Annotated in this window: 15 protein-coding genes; 7 read left to right on the forward strand and 8 right to left on the reverse strand. The window is 68.5% G+C overall.

Features of this window, described 5'->3' with window-relative positions:
* Window positions 1-16 precede the first annotated feature (16 nt).
* Entirely contained in the window at window positions 17-232 is a 216-nt protein-coding gene (locus tag JRI60_RS00950; protein ID WP_204223917.1) for an SDR family NAD(P)-dependent oxidoreductase, read from the forward strand.
* On the opposite strand, the gene JRI60_RS00955 is transcribed toward JRI60_RS00950, so the two are convergent.
* The 3 genes from JRI60_RS00955 to JRI60_RS00965 form a co-directional block, all read right to left on the reverse strand.
* On the reverse strand, window positions 178-954 hold the full coding sequence (locus tag JRI60_RS00955) for a hypothetical protein (protein WP_204223918.1): 777 nt from the start codon (window positions 952-954) through the stop codon (window positions 178-180). The genes JRI60_RS00950 and JRI60_RS00955 overlap by 55 nt on opposite strands.
* Window positions 955-1,065: 111 nt before the next feature.
* On the reverse strand, window positions 1,066-1,515 hold the full coding sequence (locus JRI60_RS00960) for a hypothetical protein (protein WP_204223919.1): 450 nt from the start codon (window positions 1,513-1,515) through the stop codon (window positions 1,066-1,068).
* 74 nt (window positions 1,516-1,589) lie between these two features.
* On the reverse strand, window positions 1,590-2,483 hold the full coding sequence (locus tag JRI60_RS00965; protein WP_343213387.1) for an AraC family transcriptional regulator: 894 nt from the start codon (window positions 2,481-2,483) through the stop codon (window positions 1,590-1,592).
* A 158-nt stretch (window positions 2,484-2,641) separates the two neighbouring features.
* On the opposite strand from JRI60_RS00965, the gene JRI60_RS00970 reads away from it, so the two are divergent.
* Entirely contained in the window at window positions 2,642-3,730 is a 1,089-nt protein-coding gene (locus JRI60_RS00970) for an alkene reductase (protein WP_204223921.1), read from the forward strand.
* A 63-nt stretch (window positions 3,731-3,793) separates the two neighbouring features.
* On the opposite strand, the gene JRI60_RS00975 is transcribed toward JRI60_RS00970, so the two are convergent.
* Window positions 3,794-5,383, reverse strand: a complete 1,590-nt coding sequence (locus tag JRI60_RS00975; protein ID WP_239470270.1) for a carboxylesterase/lipase family protein — start codon at window positions 5,381-5,383, stop codon at window positions 3,794-3,796.
* A gap of 232 nt (window positions 5,384-5,615) precedes the next feature.
* On the opposite strand from JRI60_RS00975, the gene JRI60_RS00980 reads away from it, so the two are divergent.
* Complete coding sequence (locus JRI60_RS00980; protein WP_204223922.1) at window positions 5,616-7,070, forward strand: hypothetical protein; 1,455 nt, start codon at window positions 5,616-5,618, stop codon at window positions 7,068-7,070.
* Window positions 7,071-7,115: 45 nt separating this feature from the next.
* Here the strand turns inward: JRI60_RS00980 and JRI60_RS00985 are convergent, their stop codons facing one another.
* The 3 genes from JRI60_RS00985 to JRI60_RS00995 are packed head-to-tail and all read right to left on the reverse strand — an operon-like array spanning window position 7,116 to window position 10,127.
* Entirely contained in the window at window positions 7,116-8,111 is a 996-nt protein-coding gene (locus tag JRI60_RS00985; RefSeq protein WP_204223923.1) for a hypothetical protein, read from the reverse strand.
* Between the two features lie 25 nt (window positions 8,112-8,136).
* The gene (locus JRI60_RS00990; RefSeq protein WP_204223924.1) at window positions 8,137-9,336 is read right to left on the reverse strand and encodes an MFS transporter; all 1,200 of its coding nucleotides are present in this window, start codon (window positions 9,334-9,336) and stop codon (window positions 8,137-8,139) included.
* Window positions 9,333-10,127, reverse strand: a complete 795-nt coding sequence (locus tag JRI60_RS00995; protein ID WP_204223925.1) for a DeoR/GlpR family DNA-binding transcription regulator — start codon at window positions 10,125-10,127, stop codon at window positions 9,333-9,335. The genes JRI60_RS00990 and JRI60_RS00995 overlap by 4 nt, the downstream gene beginning before the upstream one ends.
* Before the next feature lie 640 nt (window positions 10,128-10,767).
* On the opposite strand from JRI60_RS00995, the gene JRI60_RS01000 reads away from it, so the two are divergent.
* From JRI60_RS01000 to JRI60_RS01015, 4 genes are read left to right on the forward strand one after another with little or no spacing between them, the layout of a single operon-like run.
* Complete coding sequence (locus JRI60_RS01000; RefSeq protein ID WP_239470271.1) at window positions 10,768-12,075, forward strand: aspartate aminotransferase family protein; 1,308 nt, start codon at window positions 10,768-10,770, stop codon at window positions 12,073-12,075.
* Window positions 12,075-12,983 carry an inositol monophosphatase family protein gene (locus tag JRI60_RS01005; protein ID WP_204223927.1) on the forward strand — a complete coding sequence of 303 codons (909 nt, stop codon included), beginning with the start codon at window positions 12,075-12,077 and terminating at the stop codon, window positions 12,981-12,983. The genes JRI60_RS01000 and JRI60_RS01005 overlap by 1 nt, the downstream gene beginning before the upstream one ends.
* A gap of 15 nt (window positions 12,984-12,998) precedes the next feature.
* Window positions 12,999-14,021, forward strand: a complete 1,023-nt coding sequence (locus tag JRI60_RS01010) for a zinc-dependent alcohol dehydrogenase (RefSeq protein ID WP_204223928.1) — start codon at window positions 12,999-13,001, stop codon at window positions 14,019-14,021.
* Between the two features lie 18 nt (window positions 14,022-14,039).
* The gene (locus JRI60_RS01015) at window positions 14,040-16,199 is read left to right on the forward strand and encodes a beta-galactosidase (RefSeq protein ID WP_204223929.1); all 2,160 of its coding nucleotides are present in this window, start codon (window positions 14,040-14,042) and stop codon (window positions 16,197-16,199) included.
* Window positions 16,200-16,265: 66 nt separating this feature from the next.
* On the opposite strand, the gene JRI60_RS01020 is transcribed toward JRI60_RS01015, so the two are convergent.
* The gene (locus tag JRI60_RS01020; protein ID WP_204223930.1) at window positions 16,266-19,523 is read right to left on the reverse strand and encodes a glycoside hydrolase family 3 protein; all 3,258 of its coding nucleotides are present in this window, start codon (window positions 19,521-19,523) and stop codon (window positions 16,266-16,268) included.
* Between the last annotated feature and the right edge of the window lie 7 nt (window positions 19,524-19,530).

The following is a 19,530-nucleotide window of genomic DNA, read 5'->3' on the forward strand; positions in this document are numbered from 1 at the left end:
ACCAGGGGGGCACATCATGAAGCGGTTGCAGGACAAGGTCGCGGTCATCACCGGCGGCGGCAGTGGCATCGGAGCGGCGACGGCCGTGCTCTTCGTCCAGGAGGGCGCCCGGGTGGTGGTGGTGGGCCGGAACGAGGAGAAGCTCCGCAAGACGGCCCGGTTACGTGGCCGGCTGTGTCACCGCTCCAGCGACTGGGGTACCGGTTGTTTGGCGCTGAAGGCGGGCACGTAGCACTTGCCCTGGTATTCGTAGAGCTCATCCGGGCACGGGGCTTTGAGTTCGTGAGGCATCCAGCAGGCGCCGATGAGCTCGACCTCGCTGTAGCGCTTGCAGGGAGGACGCTTCTGCCCCTTGAAGGGCTCACTCGGTAGCGGACGGGCGAGCACGGGTTCTCCGCCATCCGTGGTGTCCGTGAGAAAGCCGCTGGAGAATGGGTCCGAAGTCCCGCCCGCCGTGAATTCCTCCATCTCGGGAGTCGACGGTGGTGGGGTTGGATGACCCATCGGACGGTTTCCCATACCCAACCAGAGACCTCCGCCCAGCGCGAGCACGGCGAGTCCCGCGGCCGCGAGTGCTTTCAGTGAAGGGCGACCCAGCCACCGGCCCATCGGCTCGCGGGTGAGGTGCGCGCGCGTTCTGGCGTTGCTCCCCACGGCGTCGAGCCCCGAGAGGAGCAGGGTCAGCAGGTGGGCCAACTCCGCCAGCGTGCCCGAGGCCGGCGCCTGCTCCATCTCCAGCGCGAAGAAAGGGGGGTGGGTCTGGAAGGAGACGCGCACCTGCCAGTTCTTCTTGGGGGACCGCCGTGGCCCGGGCATCATCACCAGGGCCGAGGTGCCCGTCTCGACGTTGCGCGCCTCGTGGATGTGGCCCAGCTCCGCCGCCGCGTGCTTGCACCGTCTTCCGAGCTGGAACGGGCCCAACCTCCTGCCCTGCTGCTTCTTCGTGGTTGTCATGCGCTGTCCTCTCCCGTGCTTGCCGGCCACGCCCGAGTGGCGTCGGCGGAAGCCCGGTGCGCTCGCTTCATACCACGGCCGGAGTCCCTTCCCGTTGGAGAACTCAAGAGGTCATGTCTCGGTTGCTCCTGGAGGAATCCACATGAGCCCTGCAGTGGATGGATCAAATGTGGGAGAGGCGTGGTGCAGAGACCGTGTCAGCGGCTCTCGCGCAGGACTCCGCCCCACTCCACGACCGAGAACCCCCTCGCGCGCGGGCACCGCCTCCGGCAGCACGGGGGCTTGGAGTTCGGGGCACTCCTCCACGGGAGTCGCGTCCATGAGGATGCGAATCATCCACGTGGGAGTCGGTGACACCCGCACCGGAGCCAGCATGTCCACCACCTCGCGCGGGTGGAACCCGATGACGTTGAAGGCCGCTCCCTCCATGCGTGGCACCCACGCGGCGAGGAAGTCCTCCGTCTCATGTGCCTGCAGACCCAGGCGCGGCAGCACCTCGCGGAAGTACTCGCTCGTCCGCGAGCCGGGGAGGCACACGCCCTCGGCCGGAGGGAAGCGCATCGACGTCCCCTCCCAGAACAGGTGCGGGAGGGGTGTTACCCCAAGCACCCCTGGCCGGATGAGCCGCTCTCCGCTCACCCCCGGCGGTGGTCGCGCCGGTACGCTCCGGGCGCAATCCCTCCCCAGCGCTTGAAGGCCCGGTTGAACGAGGCCTCGCTCTGATAGCCGATGGTCTCCGCGACCTCGCTCAGGGGCAGCTCGCTCTCGCGCAGGAACTGGGCGGCCTTCGTCATCCGCCACTTCGCGAGGTACTCCAACGGCGGCTCTCCCACGAGCTCGCTGAAGCGCGCGGCGAAGCCGGAGCGTGAGAGGGCCACGGCCGTCGCGAGACTCTCGACGGTCCAGGGCTCGGAAGGCCGCTCGTGGATGAGCGAGAGCGCCTTGCGAATCTGAGGATCCGCGAGCGCGCACAGCCCGTGCTCCTGGCACTGGCTTCCCGCGATGTGCGCCCGCAGGGCCTGCACGAGCAGGATGTCCGCGAGCCGGCTCATGATGACGGTCGCCCCCGGGCTGCTCGAGGCGCTCTCCGCGATGAGCAGCTGCACCGTCGACGCCAGCGTGGGGGAGGTCTTGGGGTCGTCCGCGGTGAAGTGGATGACGCGCGGAAGCCCCTCGAACAACGGCGTGCGCGGCACGGCGCCGAGCCGGAAGGAGCCCGCGACCAGCGCCGTCCGGGCTCCGTCTCCTCCGAGCCGGATGGTCCCCACCCCCCGGGCCCGCTGGCACTCGCCCTTTCCGAGCTCGTGCAGCGGACTTCCTTCCGCGTCGCGGAGCGTGTGCCCTGCGCCGTGCGGAAGCAGCGCCAGGTCTCCGGCAGACAGCGTGATGGCTCCCTCGACGCCCTCCACCTCCAGGCGGGCTCCCCCGCGAGCGATGACCACGATGTGCGCGCCAGGGCTCCCGGGGAACTGGATTCCCCAGGGTGCATACAGCTCGAAGCGGCCATACATGTGGGTCGCCAGGCGCATCGTGTCCAGCACATCCGCCAGGACGTCCGTTACCGGCTCGTCCAGGGCGTCTGGACGCTCGGCTAATTTTTTTGGACTGGATGCCATGGCACGTCCATAGCGGCCCCGGCATTTTCTGTCCACGCAAGCCGCTTTCCCCACCTCGCCGAGGAAGAGCCATGTCCAACCACTCGAATCTCCTGTCCCCCTTCCGACTGGGCCGTCTCGAGCTGAAGAACCGCACGGTGATGGCGCCGATGACGCGCAGCCGGGCGCTCGTCGACGGCAACGTGCCCAACCCCCTGGCGGTGACCTATTACGTGCAGCGCGCCTCGGCGGGGCTCCTCATCACCGAGGCCACCCAGGTCAGCCTCCAGGGCGTGGGCTACATCCGCACGCCTGGCATGCACTCGCCCGAGCAGGTGGCGGGCTGGAAGAAGGTGACGGACGCCGTCCACGCGGCGGGCGGGGTCATCTACGCCCAGCTGTGGCACGTCGGGCGTATGTCGCACCCGGACTTCCATGACGGCCAGCTGCCCGTGGCGCCCTCGGCGATCCCCGCCGATGGGGAGGTCTTCACGTTCAAGGGCAAGACGCGCATGGTGACGCCGCGAGCGCTCGAGACCGCGGAGATTCCCGGCATCGTCGAGCAGTTCCGCCGCGCGGCCGAGAACGCCAGGGAGGCGGGCTTCGATGGCGTGGAGCTGCACGGCAGCAACGGCTACCTGCTCGACCAGTTCCTGCGGGATGGCTCCAACCAGCGCACGGATGCCTACGGCGGCAGCATCGAGAACCGGGCGCGCTTCCCGCTGGAGGTGGCCCGGGCGGTGGTGGGCGTCTGGGGCGCGGAGCGGGTGGGCTACCGGCTCTCGCCGCAGCCGTTCCCCTACGGTGGCATGACGGACTCCAACCCGGTCGAGACGTTCACCTACATGGCTCGCGAGCTGAACCGGTTGAAGCTCGGCTACCTGCACGTGACGGAGGCCGTGTCGGGCAAGTCGGTGCCGAGCCCCGAGCAGCGCATCTCCCCGTTGCTGCGCAAGGCCTTCCAGGGCGCCTTCATCGTCAACGGCGGCTACGACGCGCGGACCGGTGAGGCGGCCATCGCAAGCGGAGAGGCCGACCTCGTGTCCTACGGCGTGCCGTTCATCGCCAATCCGGACCTGCCGGAGCGCTTCCGGCACGAGGCTCCGCTCGCTCAGCCCGACTTCGCCACCTTCTTCAGCGGCGAGGAGAAGGGCTACACGGACTACCCGGCGCTGCGCTGACCCGACGGGAGGTGGCGAGCGGAACGTCGGAACCGCTCGCCTCGCCATGAGGCACCCGGTGCGTCACTTCCTGGAGGCCGCATCCACGGCGGCCTCGGTCACGTCCAGCCGGGCCTTCCACGGATCGGGCTGGGCGACCGGCTCTCCGCTCGCCGAGAAGTCCAGGAGCACGTCCGTGGCGGCTTCATATCGAGGCCACTGGGGCAGGCCCTGCCCGTTCGGGTCTCCCGTCCTGGCGAAGTTGGCGAAGTAGGTGTTGGCCACGCGTCCGACCTGTCGGTCGCGGTCGGTCGTCTTCGCCTCGTACTTGAGCTCGACCGTGTCGAAGACATAGGGAATCTCGGTCGCGTGCGGAGCCCCGGTCTTCCACTCGTCGCGCATGGAGTCGGCGACGTAGGAGAAGCGGTAATGCCAGGCGGGAATCCCCTGGGAAGCCACGGCGCGGGCCGTGTACCGCGCGGGCTCGAGCATGAGGCGATCCATCCCGATGAGGGCGACCAGGGTCTGTACGTCTGCCTTCCCGTCCGGGTCATAGGTGGCACGGGCCGCCGCCTTGTCGGGGAAGAGCGCGAACGCCTCGTCCCGGGTCCGGGCGGAGAGGAAGCCGATGTCCGCGCGGGTGGCGCCCACCATGACCGGCACCTGGGCCCAGCGGCCGGCGCGATAGGCGGCGTCCGGCCACTCGACGACGAGCTGCCCGTCGAGCATCGGGCCCGAGTAGGTGGGCACGTTCAGGGTCATCAAGTTGAAATCGCAGAGCCGCTCCGCGGGCAGGGCGCGCAGCGCGGCCAGGGCCTCCGGGCCGGTCCGCTGGATGCCGACGCTCCGGGCGAACTCCACGCCGATCGACTCCGCCGAGCGCGGCCCGCCCGGGGTGTCCTCGCTCAGCCTGCTTCCGCCGAGCAGCGGGCCGCGTCCGCCACCGGACATGATGATGGCCTTGTGGAACAGCCCTCGTGATTTCGGAGAGGTCAGCAGGGTGTGGACCGAGCCGCCGCCAGCGGACTCGCCGAAGACGGTGATGTTGTTCGGGTCTCCCCCGAAGGCGGCGATGTTGTCGCGCACCCACTCCAGGGCGGCGATCTGATCCATGTAGCCGAAGTTGCCGGTGGGAGCGCCTCCCGCCTCGGCCGTCAGCGCCGGGTGGGCGAAGAAGCCCAGCCGCCCGAGGCGGTAGTTGAAGCTGACCAGCACCACGCCCTGCCTGGCGAAGCGCGAGCCGTCGTACACGGCCGGGGAGGCGCCACCGTTCACGAAGCCGCCGCCGTAGATCCACACCATCACCGGCAGCTTGCCGTCCTTGGGCGCCTCGGCCGCGCGCCAGACATTGAGCGTCAGACAGTCCTCGGCGGGAGACGTGCCCAACGGGGCGGCGTCGGCCGCGAAGGGGATCTGCATGCAGTCGTGACCGAAGGCGGTGGCCTGGCGCACGCCGCTCCACTCCTGGACGGGTTGGGGCGGGCGCCAGCGCAGGTCGCCCACGGGGGGCGCGGCGAAGGGGATGCCCTTGAAGGACAGGACGCCGTCTCGCACCGAGCCCTGCACGACGCCTCCGGAGACGCGCACCTGATGGGGCGCGGTGGCGCTCTGGACCGTTGCGCACCCGGAGAGCATTCCCGCCAGCGCCGCCAACATCACCCTCGCAGGCTTCATGGATTCCTCCTCCAACTCAGTCCCCGCGCGGGCGGGAGCTCTCCTCGACGGAGGGAGGATACTCGTCCCAGAAGATGGGCGAACCGACTGGCTGGAGAACTCGAAGCCGCTCTTTTTTTGGATGGCGAGGCGCGAGAACCCTCTTCCAGGAAGAAGGGGTTATCCGGCATTGTGACTCCTTCTACAAGAAAATGGGAAACCGGTAAGTCCACTTTTTCAAGGAGACGGTTGCATGCGCTCGAAGCTGCGGTCCACGTTCATGACGGTGATGTTGGGAGTCGCGCTGGCGGAAGGTGCCGCGCTCGCGGAGACCCCGAAGGAGTCCGCCGAGGCGTCCGTGCGTGCCGTCGCGCCGGGGAGCGCGAGCGCCGTGCGCTGGTCGGAGGAGCTCTCCACGGGAGAGGGCACGGGCGAGCTGGTGCGCACCCGGGACGGTCTGTTGTTCGAGCCCTACGCCGTCATGCGCAGGCCCGAAGGGCAGCTCAGCCTCACGGGCCTCTACACCTTCCCGGCGCGCAGGCTGGAGCAGCCGGTGGATACGATCCGGCCGGTGCTCCAGACGAAGGCGCTCCTGGGGACGGGGGTCGAAGTGGACGTCCGGGTGCGGACGGAGAGCGGTGCCTGGACGGAGTGGCGCACCTCCAGCGCGGGAGAGGCCGTGCGTCTTCCCCGTGCGGGCACGGAGGTGCAGGTGAGGCTCGCGCTGCTGGCGGACGAGCACGGCCGCGGTCCCGTGGTGCATGAGGTGGCGCTGGAGGGAACGCTGGAGGGTGGCCCCGAGGCGGACGCCCAGCCCCTGGCGGCGTTGACCTACCGCATCTACGCCACGCGCGAGGGTCTGGTGGGCGGCACGACGGCCAACGGCCATGTCATCAAGTCGTATGACCGTTTCGTCGCGCTGCCGTCGCGCCGGGCGCTCGCGAGCAATGGAGGCAGCGAGTACCAGGTGCGCGTGTGCTACCCGGTGACGGGCAAGTGCACGACCGCGTCCGTCTGGGACGTGGGGCCCTGGAACACGAAGGATGACTACTGGAATCCCTCCAGCGTGCGCGAGATGTGGAAGGACCTGCCGCAGGGCAAGCCCGAGTCCCAGGCCGCGTACCAGGATGGCTACAACGGCGGGTTGGATCAGTTCGGGCGCCGGCCGGCCAACCCCGCGGGCATCGACCTGGCCGATGGGACGTTCTGGACGGACCTGGGGATGAGCAACAACGACTGGGTCAACGTGACGTACCTGTGGACGTCGGGCGGTGGGACGACCACGGGCCTCATCATCGACAGCAACAACACCAGCAACGACACCACCAAGGGCTACATCCAGTTGGCGGGCACCAGCTGGACCTCGTCCACGAACGTGGCGGGCTACTACGGCTCGGGCTACTACGCCTCGGCCACGGCGGCCGTCTCGGAGCCGGCGACGTTCTGGTTCTACCTGCCGGCGGCGGCCACCAAGACGATCGACGCCTGGTGGACCTCGGCCAGCGACCGCTCGACGACGGCGCCCTTCATCGTCTGGAACGCCAGTGGCACCCAGCTGGCCACCGTGAAGGTGAACCAGCAGCTCAACGGCGGCAGGTGGAACACGCTCGGCACGTGGAGCTTCACGGCGGGCTGGAACAAGGTGCAGCTGAGCCGCTGGACCACGGCGGGCTATTACGTCATCGCCGACGCCATCCAGGTGCGGTGAGGACCCGGACGTAGCGGGTGGAGCGCGGCGCCCGGCCGCGCCCACCTACTTCTCGCCGGTGACGACCTGACAGCTATGCCGCTCCGTGTACTGGCGCATGGGGCGGCATTGGAGCACGGGCGCGCCGGCCTTGGGGGAACCGCGCAGCGGCTGGAGCTTCTTGGAGAGCGTGCAGCTCGGCGCGTTGGGGTCCTTCCAACCGCAGGTGGCCGCCGTCAGGCGCTCGAGCGGCATCCACTTCGCGGCACGGCTCTTCTCCTCGTCGCACACCTCCTCTTCGGGGCCGGGCTTGATGCACCGGAACGCGAACCTCGCCTCGTCGCTCGTGGGCGCCAGCCGCTCGCACCACCGGCGGATGATCGCCCTCCGGCACGGCTCGTCCGTGGGGACGACCTCGTGTGACGTCTGGACGAGCTGGAACGCTCGATTGTCCCGGGTCATCCCCACCTCGACGACGACGCGGTCGTCGCCGCCGGGGCCAGGAGTCCGGAAGGGGCGCTGCTCCTCGTAGGCCCGGCGCGCTGCATCCGCTCCCAGGATGGGGACGCCCGCGACGGTGTCCACGTCACAGGGCTTGCAGGTCACCACCTCACGCCGCAGGGCCACGGGAGTGACGGGAGCCTTCCCCGTGCGGAGCCACGTCAGCTCCATGTCATCCGCCCGGGCCTGGACCTGCCGGGTCCGTGTGCACAGTCTCACGCTCGTGGGCTGGCCATGGGCGTACACCAGGTAGTCGTTTCCCTTCTTGAACGGGAAGGTGCAGTCGCCTCCGCCGCCGGAGGGGAGCTGGAGCCGGGTGCCCACCGCGAGCTCCCCCTCTCCCTTGAACACCTCGAGCACCTCCACGGTCGCGGTGCCGCCACTGCGCAACCCATCGGCCGCGTGGACGCGGGCGAGGTAGACGTGGCTCGCCTTGTCGCGAGCGGTCCGGAACGCCTGGGCGGGCGGGGCATGGGGGGATTCGCTCACGCACCGGCAGGCGTGTGACACCTGGGGCCACAGCCCGAGCAGAACACCGAGCACCACGACGGCCAGTCGCATCACGAAACTCCGGGGGATTGGCGCGTCACGCCTCCGGCTGTTCCACCGGAATCTGCTCCGGCTGGCGCGAGGTGTCCACCCAACCGGCGCTGGCCACGACGAAGGTCAGGAAGACCACGAGCATTCCGAGCGCGAGGGACAGGCCCGCCACGTCCGCCACGAAGCCCACCAGCGGAGGGCCGGCCAGGAAGCCGCCATAGCCCGCCGTGGACATGGCGGCGATGGCCAGGCCCGAGGGCATTCCCGGCGTGCGGCCGGCGGCGCTGAACATCTGCGGGCTCATGTTGGACAGGCCCAGGCCCATGCAGCCGAACCCGACCACCGCGGCCAGGGGATGGTGGAGCAGCAGCGCCGCGCCCAGTCCTCCGGCGGCCAGCACCCCTCCGGTGCGCAGCAGGGTCACCGGGCTGAAGGCCGCGGCCAGCCGATCCCCCACCAGCCGCCCGGCGGTCATGGTCAGCGAGAACACGGCATAGCCCGCGCCCGCCAGGTGCGTGTCGGCGTTCAGCGCGTTGCGCAGGTAGACGGCGCTCCAGTCCGCCACCGCGCCCTCGGCGAGCAGGACGAGGAAGGCCAGCGCCCCCAGCATCAGCAGCGGCCCGCGCGGCATCACGAAGAAGGGCGTGTTGCCGCCGCTCCCGGCCGAGCCCGGCCCGAGGAAGCGCGTGGCGATGGCGACGAGCAACAGCCCTCCTCCCGCCGCCACCACCATGTGCGTGGCCGGGGCGAGGCCCAGCTTGAGCGCCAGCATGGAGCACCCGGCTCCCACCAGTCCTCCGAGGCTGAACAAGGCATGCAGCGAGGAGAGGATGGGCCGGCCCATCCAGTTCTCGACGGCCACGCCATGGGCGTTCATCGACACATCCATGGCTCCGTTGGCGGCGCCGAAGGCCGCCAGGGCCAGCACGAGCGCGAGCTGGCTGGGCGCGCGCACCGGCAGGGCCGACAGCGCGCAGAAGAGCACGGAGGTGACGAGCGTCACCCGGGCGCTGCCCCACTTCCCGAGGAAGATGCCCGTGAGGGGCATGGACACCAGCGCTCCCCCGGCGACGGCGAGCAGCGCCAGTCCGAGCTCTCCGGCGCTCAGCCCCAGGCGCGCCTGGACGGTGGGGATGTGCGGCACCCAGCTCGCGAAGGCGAAGCCATTGACGAAGAAGATGGTGGCGATGGCGCTACGGCGGACCAGGGCCAGCCGCGCGTCGACGGGAAGGCTCGTTGCGTTCATGCAGTGAGGATCCTGAGTTGGAGCTTGTGAAAGGGGGCGAGCAGGGCCTCGCTACTGCTGGCCTCCGTCACCAGGGTGGTCAGCCGGCTGGCGGGCGCCACCACGAAGGGCGACACGGTCCCGAGCTTGTCCGCGGTGAGCACGGCGACGGTCTCGGTCGCGCTGTCGATCATGGCGCGCTTGGTCGTCGCCTCCTCGGCGTACGCGGTGGAGATGCCTGTCTCCGCATGCAGGCTGCACACGCCCAAGAGACAGAGGTCCGCCCGCACCCGGCGCAGGGCCTCCACCGTGTCGGCTCCCACCAATGTCAGGGCTCCAGGGTGGAGTCGGCCCCCGACCAGATGGACCTCGAGGCCCGAATAGTCTGCCAGCGCCACCGCCACGGTAGGGCTGGGAGTGATGATTGTCGCGCGCAGATCCGCTGGCAGGGCGCGTGTCACTTCCAACAGCGTGGTGCCTCCATCCAGGAACACCACCTGTCCGGAGCGGATCAACCCGGCGGCGACCCGGGCCACGGCCTGCTTCGCCGGTTGGGGCGTCCCGAAGGCTCGACCCACGGACCCCTGGGTGATGGGCAGGGCCCCGCCATGCACCCGCTTGAGCAGGCCCGCCTCGTCCAGGTCCTTCAGGTCCCTCCGGATGGTGTCCTCGGAAACCTGCAACATCCGGCAGAGATCCTGGGCCAGCACCCGGCCTCGAAGACCGAGCTGTTCGAGGATGAGGCGCCGACGCTCGTCGGGCAGCAGGACCGGGGCAGGGGCTTCTGGGACGACTGGAGGTTGCGGGCTCATGCGTTCATTCTACGTGAACACGCATCTTCCCGCATATTTCATGTGAAAACCAAGAAGAATCCGCGTGAATCCGGCAGGAAACGCGTTGTTCCCGGGCAAAACCCATGATATTCCGGCATCTGTCGAGATGAACACGCGGGTTCATGCAGCGCGGTACGCGGGACGAGGTGGCGCCTCGGTCCAGGTCCAGGGCCCCCGGGAGCACGCAGCGCGGGGCCGTCAGGAGCACGGAGTGTTTGACCCGATTTGTCCGCCAGCCCCCTCTTCACCGCCATCAGGATGATGCGCGGCGAGGGGCCCAGGCGGGCCGCGGCGCGTGTGAGTGGCCGCTGCCCGGAGGACGACACGCGAGGTGTTCGCGACGTCAGTCTTTTCGTGCGCGCGCCCTGTCAACCCCCATGTGAGTGATTGACAGTTTGAAGCTAGAGATTCGGGCGCATGGCGCACGCCGTGCCAGCCATTGGAGAAAATTTCCAATGACAGGCCTTCCAATCTTCTCGCCCGCAGGAAAAAACATCTGACAACTTCATGTCACTTGCGATGTTTTGAACCTTCCGTATAAAGACTCGCGAGCCGTGAGGATCCGGTGAAAGCCGGAAGACGTGTTATCGCGGTTTCATCAACAGGAGGCATGACAACCGTGGGAAATGCAGCCAAGTCCGTGGTGCAGGACGGGGAGAAGTTCGTTCAGCGGGACGTGCGTAAAAACATCTATTACGACGTCAGTGACCTGGTCATGGAGCGGGGCCAGGGCGTCTACCTCTATGACTCGGACGGCAAGGAATACATCGACTGCGCGTCGGCGACCTTCAACCTCATCCTTGGCTACACCAACCATGAGGTGCTCTCGGCGGTGAAGAAGCAGGCGGACAGCCTGGTTCACGTCACCTCGAGCTTCCAGACGGGCCCCATCAACGAGGTGGTGCAGCGGCTGGTGGACCTGGCGCCCAAGAACCTGACCAAGGTTCACCCGAAGGTCTGCAGCGGCTCCACCGCGAACGAGGGCGCCATCAAGATGGCGCAGAACTTCAACGGCGGCCGTGACGTCATCTCCCTGTTCCGCAGCCACCTGGGACAGACGATGATGATGGCGAGCCTGTCGGGCAATGCCTTCCGCAAGGAGCCGTTCCCGAACCTGTTCCCGGGCGGCATCCAGGTGCCGGACCCCTACTGCTACCGTTGCTTCTACAAGCAGAAGCCGGAGACGTGCAATTTCCTGTGCGTCGAGCGCATCAATGACTTCATCGACTATGGCAGCACCGGCAAGGTGGCCTGCATGGTGGTGGAGCCCATCTCCGGCAATGGCGGCAACATCATGCCGCCTCCCGGCTACTTCCAGGCGCTCAAGAAGCTGTGCGACGAGCGCGGCATTGCCCTCATCTTCGACGAAATCCAGACGGGCTTCGGCCGCACCGGCCACATGTTCGCCGCGGACTACTACGGCGTGCAGCCCCACATCATGACGGTGGCCAAGGGCCTGGGTGGCACCGGCTTCCAGATCGCCGCCATCATGACCGAGGAGAAGTACGGCGGCCTCGAGGGCCACCACCACTCCTTCACCTACGGCGCCAACGTGCTGGCCGCGGCCGCCGCCGCCAAGACGCTGGAGATCGTCGCCCGCCCCGGCTTCCTCGGCAACGTGCGGGTGGTGGGCGAGTACATCATGGGCCGCCTGCACAAGATGAAGGAGCGCTTCTCCTTCATCGGCGACGTGCGCGGCGCGGGCCTGATGATCGGCATCGAGATCGTCGACCAGGACGGCGAGCCGGATGTGGCGCTCACCAACAAGATCGCCAAGAGCGGCATGCACTACGGCATCATCCTGCGCACCTCGCGCTACGGGTTCGGCAACGTCTTCAAGATCCGCCCGCCGCTCATCATCACCCCGGACGAGGCGGTCAAGCTGTGCGACCAGCTCGAGAAGTGCCTGGCCGAGGTGAAGAAGTAATGCAGCGCTACCTCATCGAGATGGCCGCGTACGTGCGCGAGGCCGTCCTCAACACCAAGGGCACGCTGAAGAACCGGCAGGTCAACGGCTACTCGCCGGGCGGCGATGCGCAGTTCGACATCGACGAGGTGGCGGAGTCGGCCGTCTGGCGCTTCGCCCAGGAGCGAGGCGAGCCCATCGCCCTGTACTCCGAGGACGAGGGCCTGCGGCGCATCGGGGATCCGAAGTACGTGCTCATCGTGGACCCCATCGACGGCACCCGGCCGGCCGCGGCCGGACTGGAGATGGCGAACATCTCCATCGCCGCCGCGCGCTTCAAGGAGAACGCGCGAATCGACGACGTGGAGTTCGCCCTGCTGCAGGAGATCAAGTCCGGGGCGTTCATCTTCGCGGACCGCGCCAAGGACGGGCTCCTCTCCGAGGGCTACCGCACGCCGGTGCCCCGGCTGTCGAGCACCACCTCACTGGAGCGGATGTTCTGGTCCATGGAGTTCAACGGGCACCCGGCCCAGATGATGACGAAGGCCTACGGGCACATCATCGACCGGTCCGCCAACACCGGTGGCGTGTTCGTCTTCAACAGCGCCTCCTACTCCATCTCGCGCGTCGTCACCGGCCAGCTCGATGCCTACGTGGACATCGGCAACCGGATCCTCAAGGACCACCCCGCCACGAAGGCGGACTTCGAGCGGGTGGGCAACGGGAAGGTGCTGCACCTGTTCCCGTATGACATCGCGGCCAGCGTGCTCATCGCGGAGAAGGCGGGCATCATCATCACCGATGCCTACGGCAAGTCGCTCGGGTCGACCCTGCTGATGGACCTGTCGCCCGAGAACCAGCGGTCGTGCATCGCGGCCTCCACCCGGGAGCTGCACGGCCGGCTCCTGGACAGCATCCACTGGAAGTAACCGGAGAATCCCTACATGAAAGCCATCATCTTCAAGGGCGTGAACCGCCTGGCGCTCGAGGAGCGCCCGGAGCCCGCCATCACCCACGCCGACGACGTCGTCGTCCGCATCGACTCCACGGGCATCTGCGGGACCGACCGCAACATCTACCTGGGCAACTTCAAGGCGCGCGAGGGCGTCATCCTCGGCCACGAGTCGGTGGGCGTGGTGGCGGCGGTGGGTCCGGCCGTGCGCAACTTCAAGGCCGGGGACCGGGTGATCGTCAACCCCACCCTGAACTGCGGGCGGTGCGACTTCTGCCAGCGCGGGGAGCTCAACTTCTGCGACAACAAGGCCGGCTCGGAGATCGGCGTCGACCGTGACGGGACGTTCGCCTCGCACTCGGTGTTCCCCGAGCAGTTCCTCTACAAGCTGCCGAAGGGGATGGAGTTCAGCCGGGCGGTGGTGGTGGAGCCGCTGGCGTGCGTGCTCAACAACGCCAAGGCGGCGAACCTGCGGGCCGAGGATGACGTGGCCATCATCGGCGCCGGGCCCATCGGCATGGTCTGGGGGCTGTACGCCCAGCGCGTGGCCCTGCGCACGACGATGCTGGAGAACAACCCCTTCCGCATCCAGTTCGCCCGCAAGCACCTGGAGCGCGTCATCGACTCGGGCGCGGACAACGCCGTGGCGGCCGCCATCGCCGCCAACGGTGGGCGCAAGTTCCGCGTCGTGGTGGACACCACGGGCGTGATGCTGGAGCGCTCGCTGGAGCTGGTCTCCAAGGGCGGGTGCGTGGTGCTGATGGGCTTCAACGCGGGCTACAAGGCCACCATCCACCCGCTCACCCTGGTGGGCAACGGCATCCGCATCATCGGCGCCGGTGACTACAACAGCCAGATCTTCCCCGCCGCCATCGACCTGGCCGCCACGCTGCCGCTGGAGAGCCTGGTGACGCACCAGATCGGGCTGGATGAGTACGAGAAGGCCTTCGGTCTGATCGCCGGTGGTTCCAACAACGCGGCGTACGGCGCGATGAAGGTCGTCATCCGCTCCTAGTCTCCGAGGAGTACAGCCATGCAGGGACGAAGCGCGCGGTTCGAGGACGGTGTCCTGGTGGTCGATGGCGACACGCGCCTGATGATCTCCGGGGACTATCCCTACTACAGGGACCGGCCCGAGCACTGGGCGGCGAAGCTGGCGGAGCTGCGTGACGCCGGCATCCAGGTGGTGACGTTCTCCATCCCCTGGCGCCACCACGTGGTGGAGGGGGAGGGGAGCCGGCGCTTCGTCTTCTCGGGCGGCTCCGAGGACAACCGGAATGTCCTGGGCTTCATCGAGCAGCTCGGCCGGGCCGGGCTGCTGGGACTCGCCAGGACGGGGCCGTTCGTCCACGCGGAGGAGCGGCTGGGCGGAATGCCGGACCACGTCGGTCCCGCCCATGGGGGAGCATCGCCCGCGGTGCTCTCCGCCGACGGCACGCCGCTGCTCTTCCAGGGGCTGGCGCTTCCGTCTCCGCTGGCGCCCACCTTCCTCGCGGAGACGAAGGAGTGGCTGCGGGCCCTGACGAACGAGGTGCTCGCGGACCGGCTCCACCCGCGAGGGCCGCTGCTGGGCGTGCAGCTGGGCCACGAGGGACTCTACGGAGACGCCGCCCTGGCGCTCGGTGCCTTCGACTACTCCGAGCCGGCGCTGCGAGGCTACCGGCGCTTCCTGGCCCGCAAGTACCGCGTCATCGACATGTTGAACGAAGCGCATGGCACCACCTGGAAGTCCTTCGGGGAGGTGCCACCCGTGAAGGGCTGGGAGGGCATGGCCACCCTGGGCGCCTGCCTCGACTGGGGCGAGTGGTGCGGGCACTACCTGGGGGAGGTGCTCCAGGAGTGGGCCACGGGCCTGCCGGGCTCGTGCCCGAGGTTCGTCAGCCTCCCGCCTCCCGAGCGGGCCCGGCTCGATGACTGGCTCGGACGCGTAAGGCCCGAGCGCCTGCGCGGCCTGCAATACGGCTTCACCCGCGGGACGGGCAATGTCCGGGAGGACGACGGCGCCTTCCTCGGTACCGTGCTGGCCGCCCGCCGCCAGAGGGGGCCCGACCTGGAAGCGGCTCCCAGCGCCGAGGCCTACTCCGCCCTGCTCGCGCTCGCTTCCGGGGCCACGGGCATCGGCGTTCCCACCGGAGCGCGGGGCCCCACCTCCGAGGCGCTCTCGCTGCTCACGGACTTCCTGCGCCACGAGGGCCAGTCGCTGCCGGGCCGTGCCCACCGCGCCGAGCTGGCGTGGGGCATCTACACGTCCTACGACTACGTGGCGGCGTGGGAGTCGGCGTCCGCCCAGCGCTACAAGGGACTGCGCCTGCCGCGGCCGGCCAGGGAGTCACTGGCACACTTCGCGGACGACTGCCTCGCCAAGGGCGTGGACTTCCGCCTGGTGGACCTGGAGCAGGCCTCCGCGGAGGAGCTGGCCTCCTGCCCCCGCATCATCCTGGACGGCAGCTTCTACATGTCCGAGGCCCTGCAGGAGAAGCTGGCCGACTACGTGGAGAAGGGCGGGTTGCTGGTGGTGTGTGGAGAGAGCCCGCTCTTCGACGAGCGGCTGCGCATCTGTGAGATCTTCCAGGAGCGCGTGCTCGGCCACCACTTCCAGGGCCGGGAGTCGGTCCAGAGCGTGAAGGGACTTCCGGGAGAGGTGGCGTGCCGCCCGTTGGGATTGCCCGAGGGCGCCGAGCCGTTCATGGCCTCCCCGGCCGGAGTGCACGGCTACCGGGTGCGGCGGGGCGAGGGTTACGCGCTCTACCTGGACGTGCGCGTGGGCCCCGGCGTCATCTGCCGGGTGCTGGAGGTGCTGGGGCTGGGTGGGACGCCCGCGCGGCCGAGGGCCTTCGTCACGGAGTACGGGGGCGAGGAAGAGGCCTTCCTCTTCGCGCTGGGCCGTGGCGCGGGCGGGACGGTGAAGCGCACGTTGCTGGGTGTGCCGCTCGAGCTGGAGCTGGCGGACCAGGGCTGTGCCGTGGTGAAGGTGCGGCGGGGCGGAATCGTCGGCTGCTTCGTCCAGGGCCGGGATGAGCGACCGGGACGGGGAGCGCCCGTGCGCATCCGGTACGGCGAGGAGGAGCTGTCCACGGACGTGCCCTGCGACCTGTCGGCCATCTCGGAGGAGGGCGGCCTGCGCGTGCGGTGGGCCTCCGGTGGAGCTCCGGTCCGGGTGCGTGTGCCAGGGAAGGGCGAGCCCCGGCCTTGAAGCCCACGAGGGCCCTCGTCCGCGGATGTTCTTCGCGACAAGGGCCCTCGTGTTTCTCAGGCTCGACTAGTTGAGCTGCTTCTTGATGCGGATGTTGCGCAGCTGGAAGTGGATGTTGCCACCCTGGTCACCCCAGGCGGGCAGCATCTCCATGACGGAGCTGACCTTGGTCTTGTCCCAGGTGGCCGGGTAGGACGGGTCGGAGAAGGGCATCTTCACCGTCGTCCAGGTTCCGACCTCCGGGTGCCCGACGAGCGTCTTCAGGTCGCCCGTCGCGCAGCTGTCCGGCTTGCGGTTGCAGATGCTCTTCACCCAGAAGTCCTGGGTGGTGGTGCCGTAGTCGAGGATCCGCACCTCGAACTGCACGCCGCCCGTCTCGGCGATGGCGGAGACGTCGAACAGGTTCGGCTCCTTGAGACCGAAGGCGAAGCCTCCGTTGCCGCCGCCCTCCTTGAGGCCCTTCATGTCCACGTCGATGACCTTCTCACCGCCGCCGATGTCGAACGCGGAGTTCACCGTCACGGTGCCCGTCGTGCCACTGGTCCACCCGTTGGGCGTGGCGAAGAGCGAGGTGTCGGAGATGCCGTTGACGAAGGCGTCCTTGTCGTCGGTGATGGCGATGGGGGCCGGGGGCGGCTCGCCGCCGGTGCAGCTCACGTTGCCCGCCTTGTTCGGCTCCCAGCGGATGTTGGCGAGCGTCAGGTCCAGCGTGCCCGTGGTGTAGAGCAGGAAGGGCGAGTTGACGTTGGTGAAGTCCAGACCCGTCTGCTCGAAGCACGAGAGCGGAACCGCGAGCTCGTTCCAGCCCTTGCCCGCGAGGTTCGTGAGGGTGTCGGTGAGCCTGATCTCCCCGAGGCACGGGTAGACGCAGTGCATGGAGAGGTTCACCGAGGCGGCCGGCGCCACGTTCACCTTCACCGAGAAGACGAGCGCGCCGTTGGAGTTCAGGTAGGCCTGGAGGTCACGGCCCACGCCGCCATTCTTGTTCTGGGTATAGACCTGACCGGTGCCGTTGAACTTGACGTTGACGGCGGCCCACTGGAGGCCGCCCTGGTCGTCGACCGGGGTGACGCTGAGCTCATTGGGGGCGAGGCTCGTGGTGCTGCTGGTGTTCTGCAGCACGTCGATGCCGCCCCAGTTGGACGGCGCGCCGATGCGCATCACCCAGTCGTCCTGGTTGCCGCGCTCGAAGATGGCCAGGGGCACGTCGGTGGTGCCACCACCGCCCGGCGTCATGCCACAGCCGTGGGTCTGGGTCGTCTCCTCCAGGGCGCTCAGCGCCTGGGGCTGGGCGTAGGTCAGCCCGTAGCCATAGGCGAAGAGCGGGTCATAGCCGGCATCGCCCTTGTTGAGCGAGACCTGGCAGGGGGCCTTGGGCCACGAGTAGGAGAGCTTGCCGTGGAAGTCGAAGTTGATGGAGCCGTCGTCCTTGCGGAACAGCACGTCCGCCATGCCATCACCCTCGGTGCCGGGCAGCCACGCGGCGACGAAGGCATCCGACACGTTGAGCTCCTTGTTGGTGAAGAGCGGACGGCCGGAGTAGAGCACGGTGACGATCTTCTTCACGCCCTTGGCCTTGAGGCTCTGCAGGAGCGTGTAGTCCTCGGAGCGCAGCCGGGCGAGCTCCAGGGTCTTGGTCCTGGCGATGTCACCCTGGCCCTCGGCGTAGGGCGTCTCGCCGATGACGACCACGGCGGCGTCGTAGGTGTCATTGGCCATGGCCCCATCCGCGCTGGTGTCGAGCGTGGCGTTGGGGGCGATCTTCTGGATGGCCTGCCAGAGGGTGGTGCCGCCGCCGAAATCGGCGTTGGTGTTGTCCGTGCCCTGCCAGGTGAGGGACCAGCCACCGGACTGGTTGGACAGGTTGTTGGCGCTCTTGCCCGCCACGAGCACCTTGGCCGCGCGCGAGAGCGGCAGGGTGCCACCGTTGTTCTTGAGGAGCACCAGCGACTTGCGGACGGCCTCGCGGGCCACGGCCCGGTTCTCGGCGGTGCCGATTTCATGCGAGGCGTTGCGCGCCGAGGGCTTGGGCCTCTCGAAGAGGCCGGCGCGGTACTTCACGCGCAGGATGCGGCGGACGGCGTCATCCAGGCGCGCCTGGGGAATCTCTCCGCTGCGCACCGACGCGAGGGTGTTGGTGATGAAGGCCTTCCAGTCGTCGCGGTAGGGCACCATCACCATGTCGACGCCGGCGATGATGGCCTGCGGGCAATCGCTGTTGGTGCAGTCCCTGGGCGAGTCGCTGTTGTTCTTGGTGATCTGCCCGATGCCGTTCCAGTCGGAGATGACGAAGCCGTCGAAGCCCATCTTGGTCTTCAGCACGTCCGTCAGCAGGTACTTGCTGCCGTGCATCTTGTAGGCCTTGGCGGTTTCGGGCTGGTCCGCGTCCTGCCAGCTGTTGAACGAGGCCATGACCGTCTGGGCCCCGGCCGCGAGCGCGGGGAAGTAGCCGCGGCCATGGATGGTGCGCAGCTCCTTCTCGGTGACGCGGGTGATGCCCTGATCCTTGCCCTCCTTGGTGCCACCGTCGCCCAGGAAGTGCTTGGCCGAGGCGATCACCTTCTGGTTCGCCTTCGCGTCCTTGCCGAGCTGGCCCTGGAGTCCCTCGATGATCTTCCCGGCGTAGGCCTCGACGATGGCGGGGTCCTCGGAGTAGCCCTCGTAGGTGCGGCCCCAGCGGTCGTCGCGCACGACGGCGAGCGTCGGCCCGAAGGCCCAGTCCAGACCCGTCTGGGCCACTTCGCGCGCCGTCACCTCGCCGATGCGCTTCATCAGCTCGGGATCATTCGCGGCGCCCAGGCCGATGTTGTGCGGGAACAGGGTGGCGCCCTTCACGTTGTTGTGGCCGTGAACGGCATCCACGCCCCAGATGATGGGGATGCGGTGGGGGTTGCTCGGGTCCATCGAGGCCTCCCACAGCTGGTCGGCCAGCGTGTACCACTCCTCCACGGTGGAGCTCTTCTTGGCGTTGGGCCACGAGCCACCGCCGTTGAGCACCGAGCCGAGGTGGTACTGCTTCACCTCGTCGGGGGTGACGTGGCCGATCTCCACCTGGGTGATCTGCCCGACCTTCTCCTCGAGCGACATGCCGGCCAGCAGGGTGTCGACCTTGGCCTCGATCGCGGGATCCTTGGGGATGGCGCTCTGGACGGGCGTCCAGTCGTCGGTGGGCTGGGTACCCGCGTCCGTGCCCGCGTCGGTGGGATTGTTGGTCCCCGCGTCGTCGGGCCCCGGGGTGGGCTCGGGGTCCTTACAGGCCGCGAGCGTCAACATCAGGACAGCGGCGAGCGAGACACTCTTCCGCAGAGAGAACGACCATTCCATTGACATC

The organism is Archangium violaceum (genome assembly GCF_016887565.1).
Classification (GTDB): domain Bacteria; phylum Myxococcota; class Myxococcia; order Myxococcales; family Myxococcaceae; genus Archangium; species Archangium violaceum_B.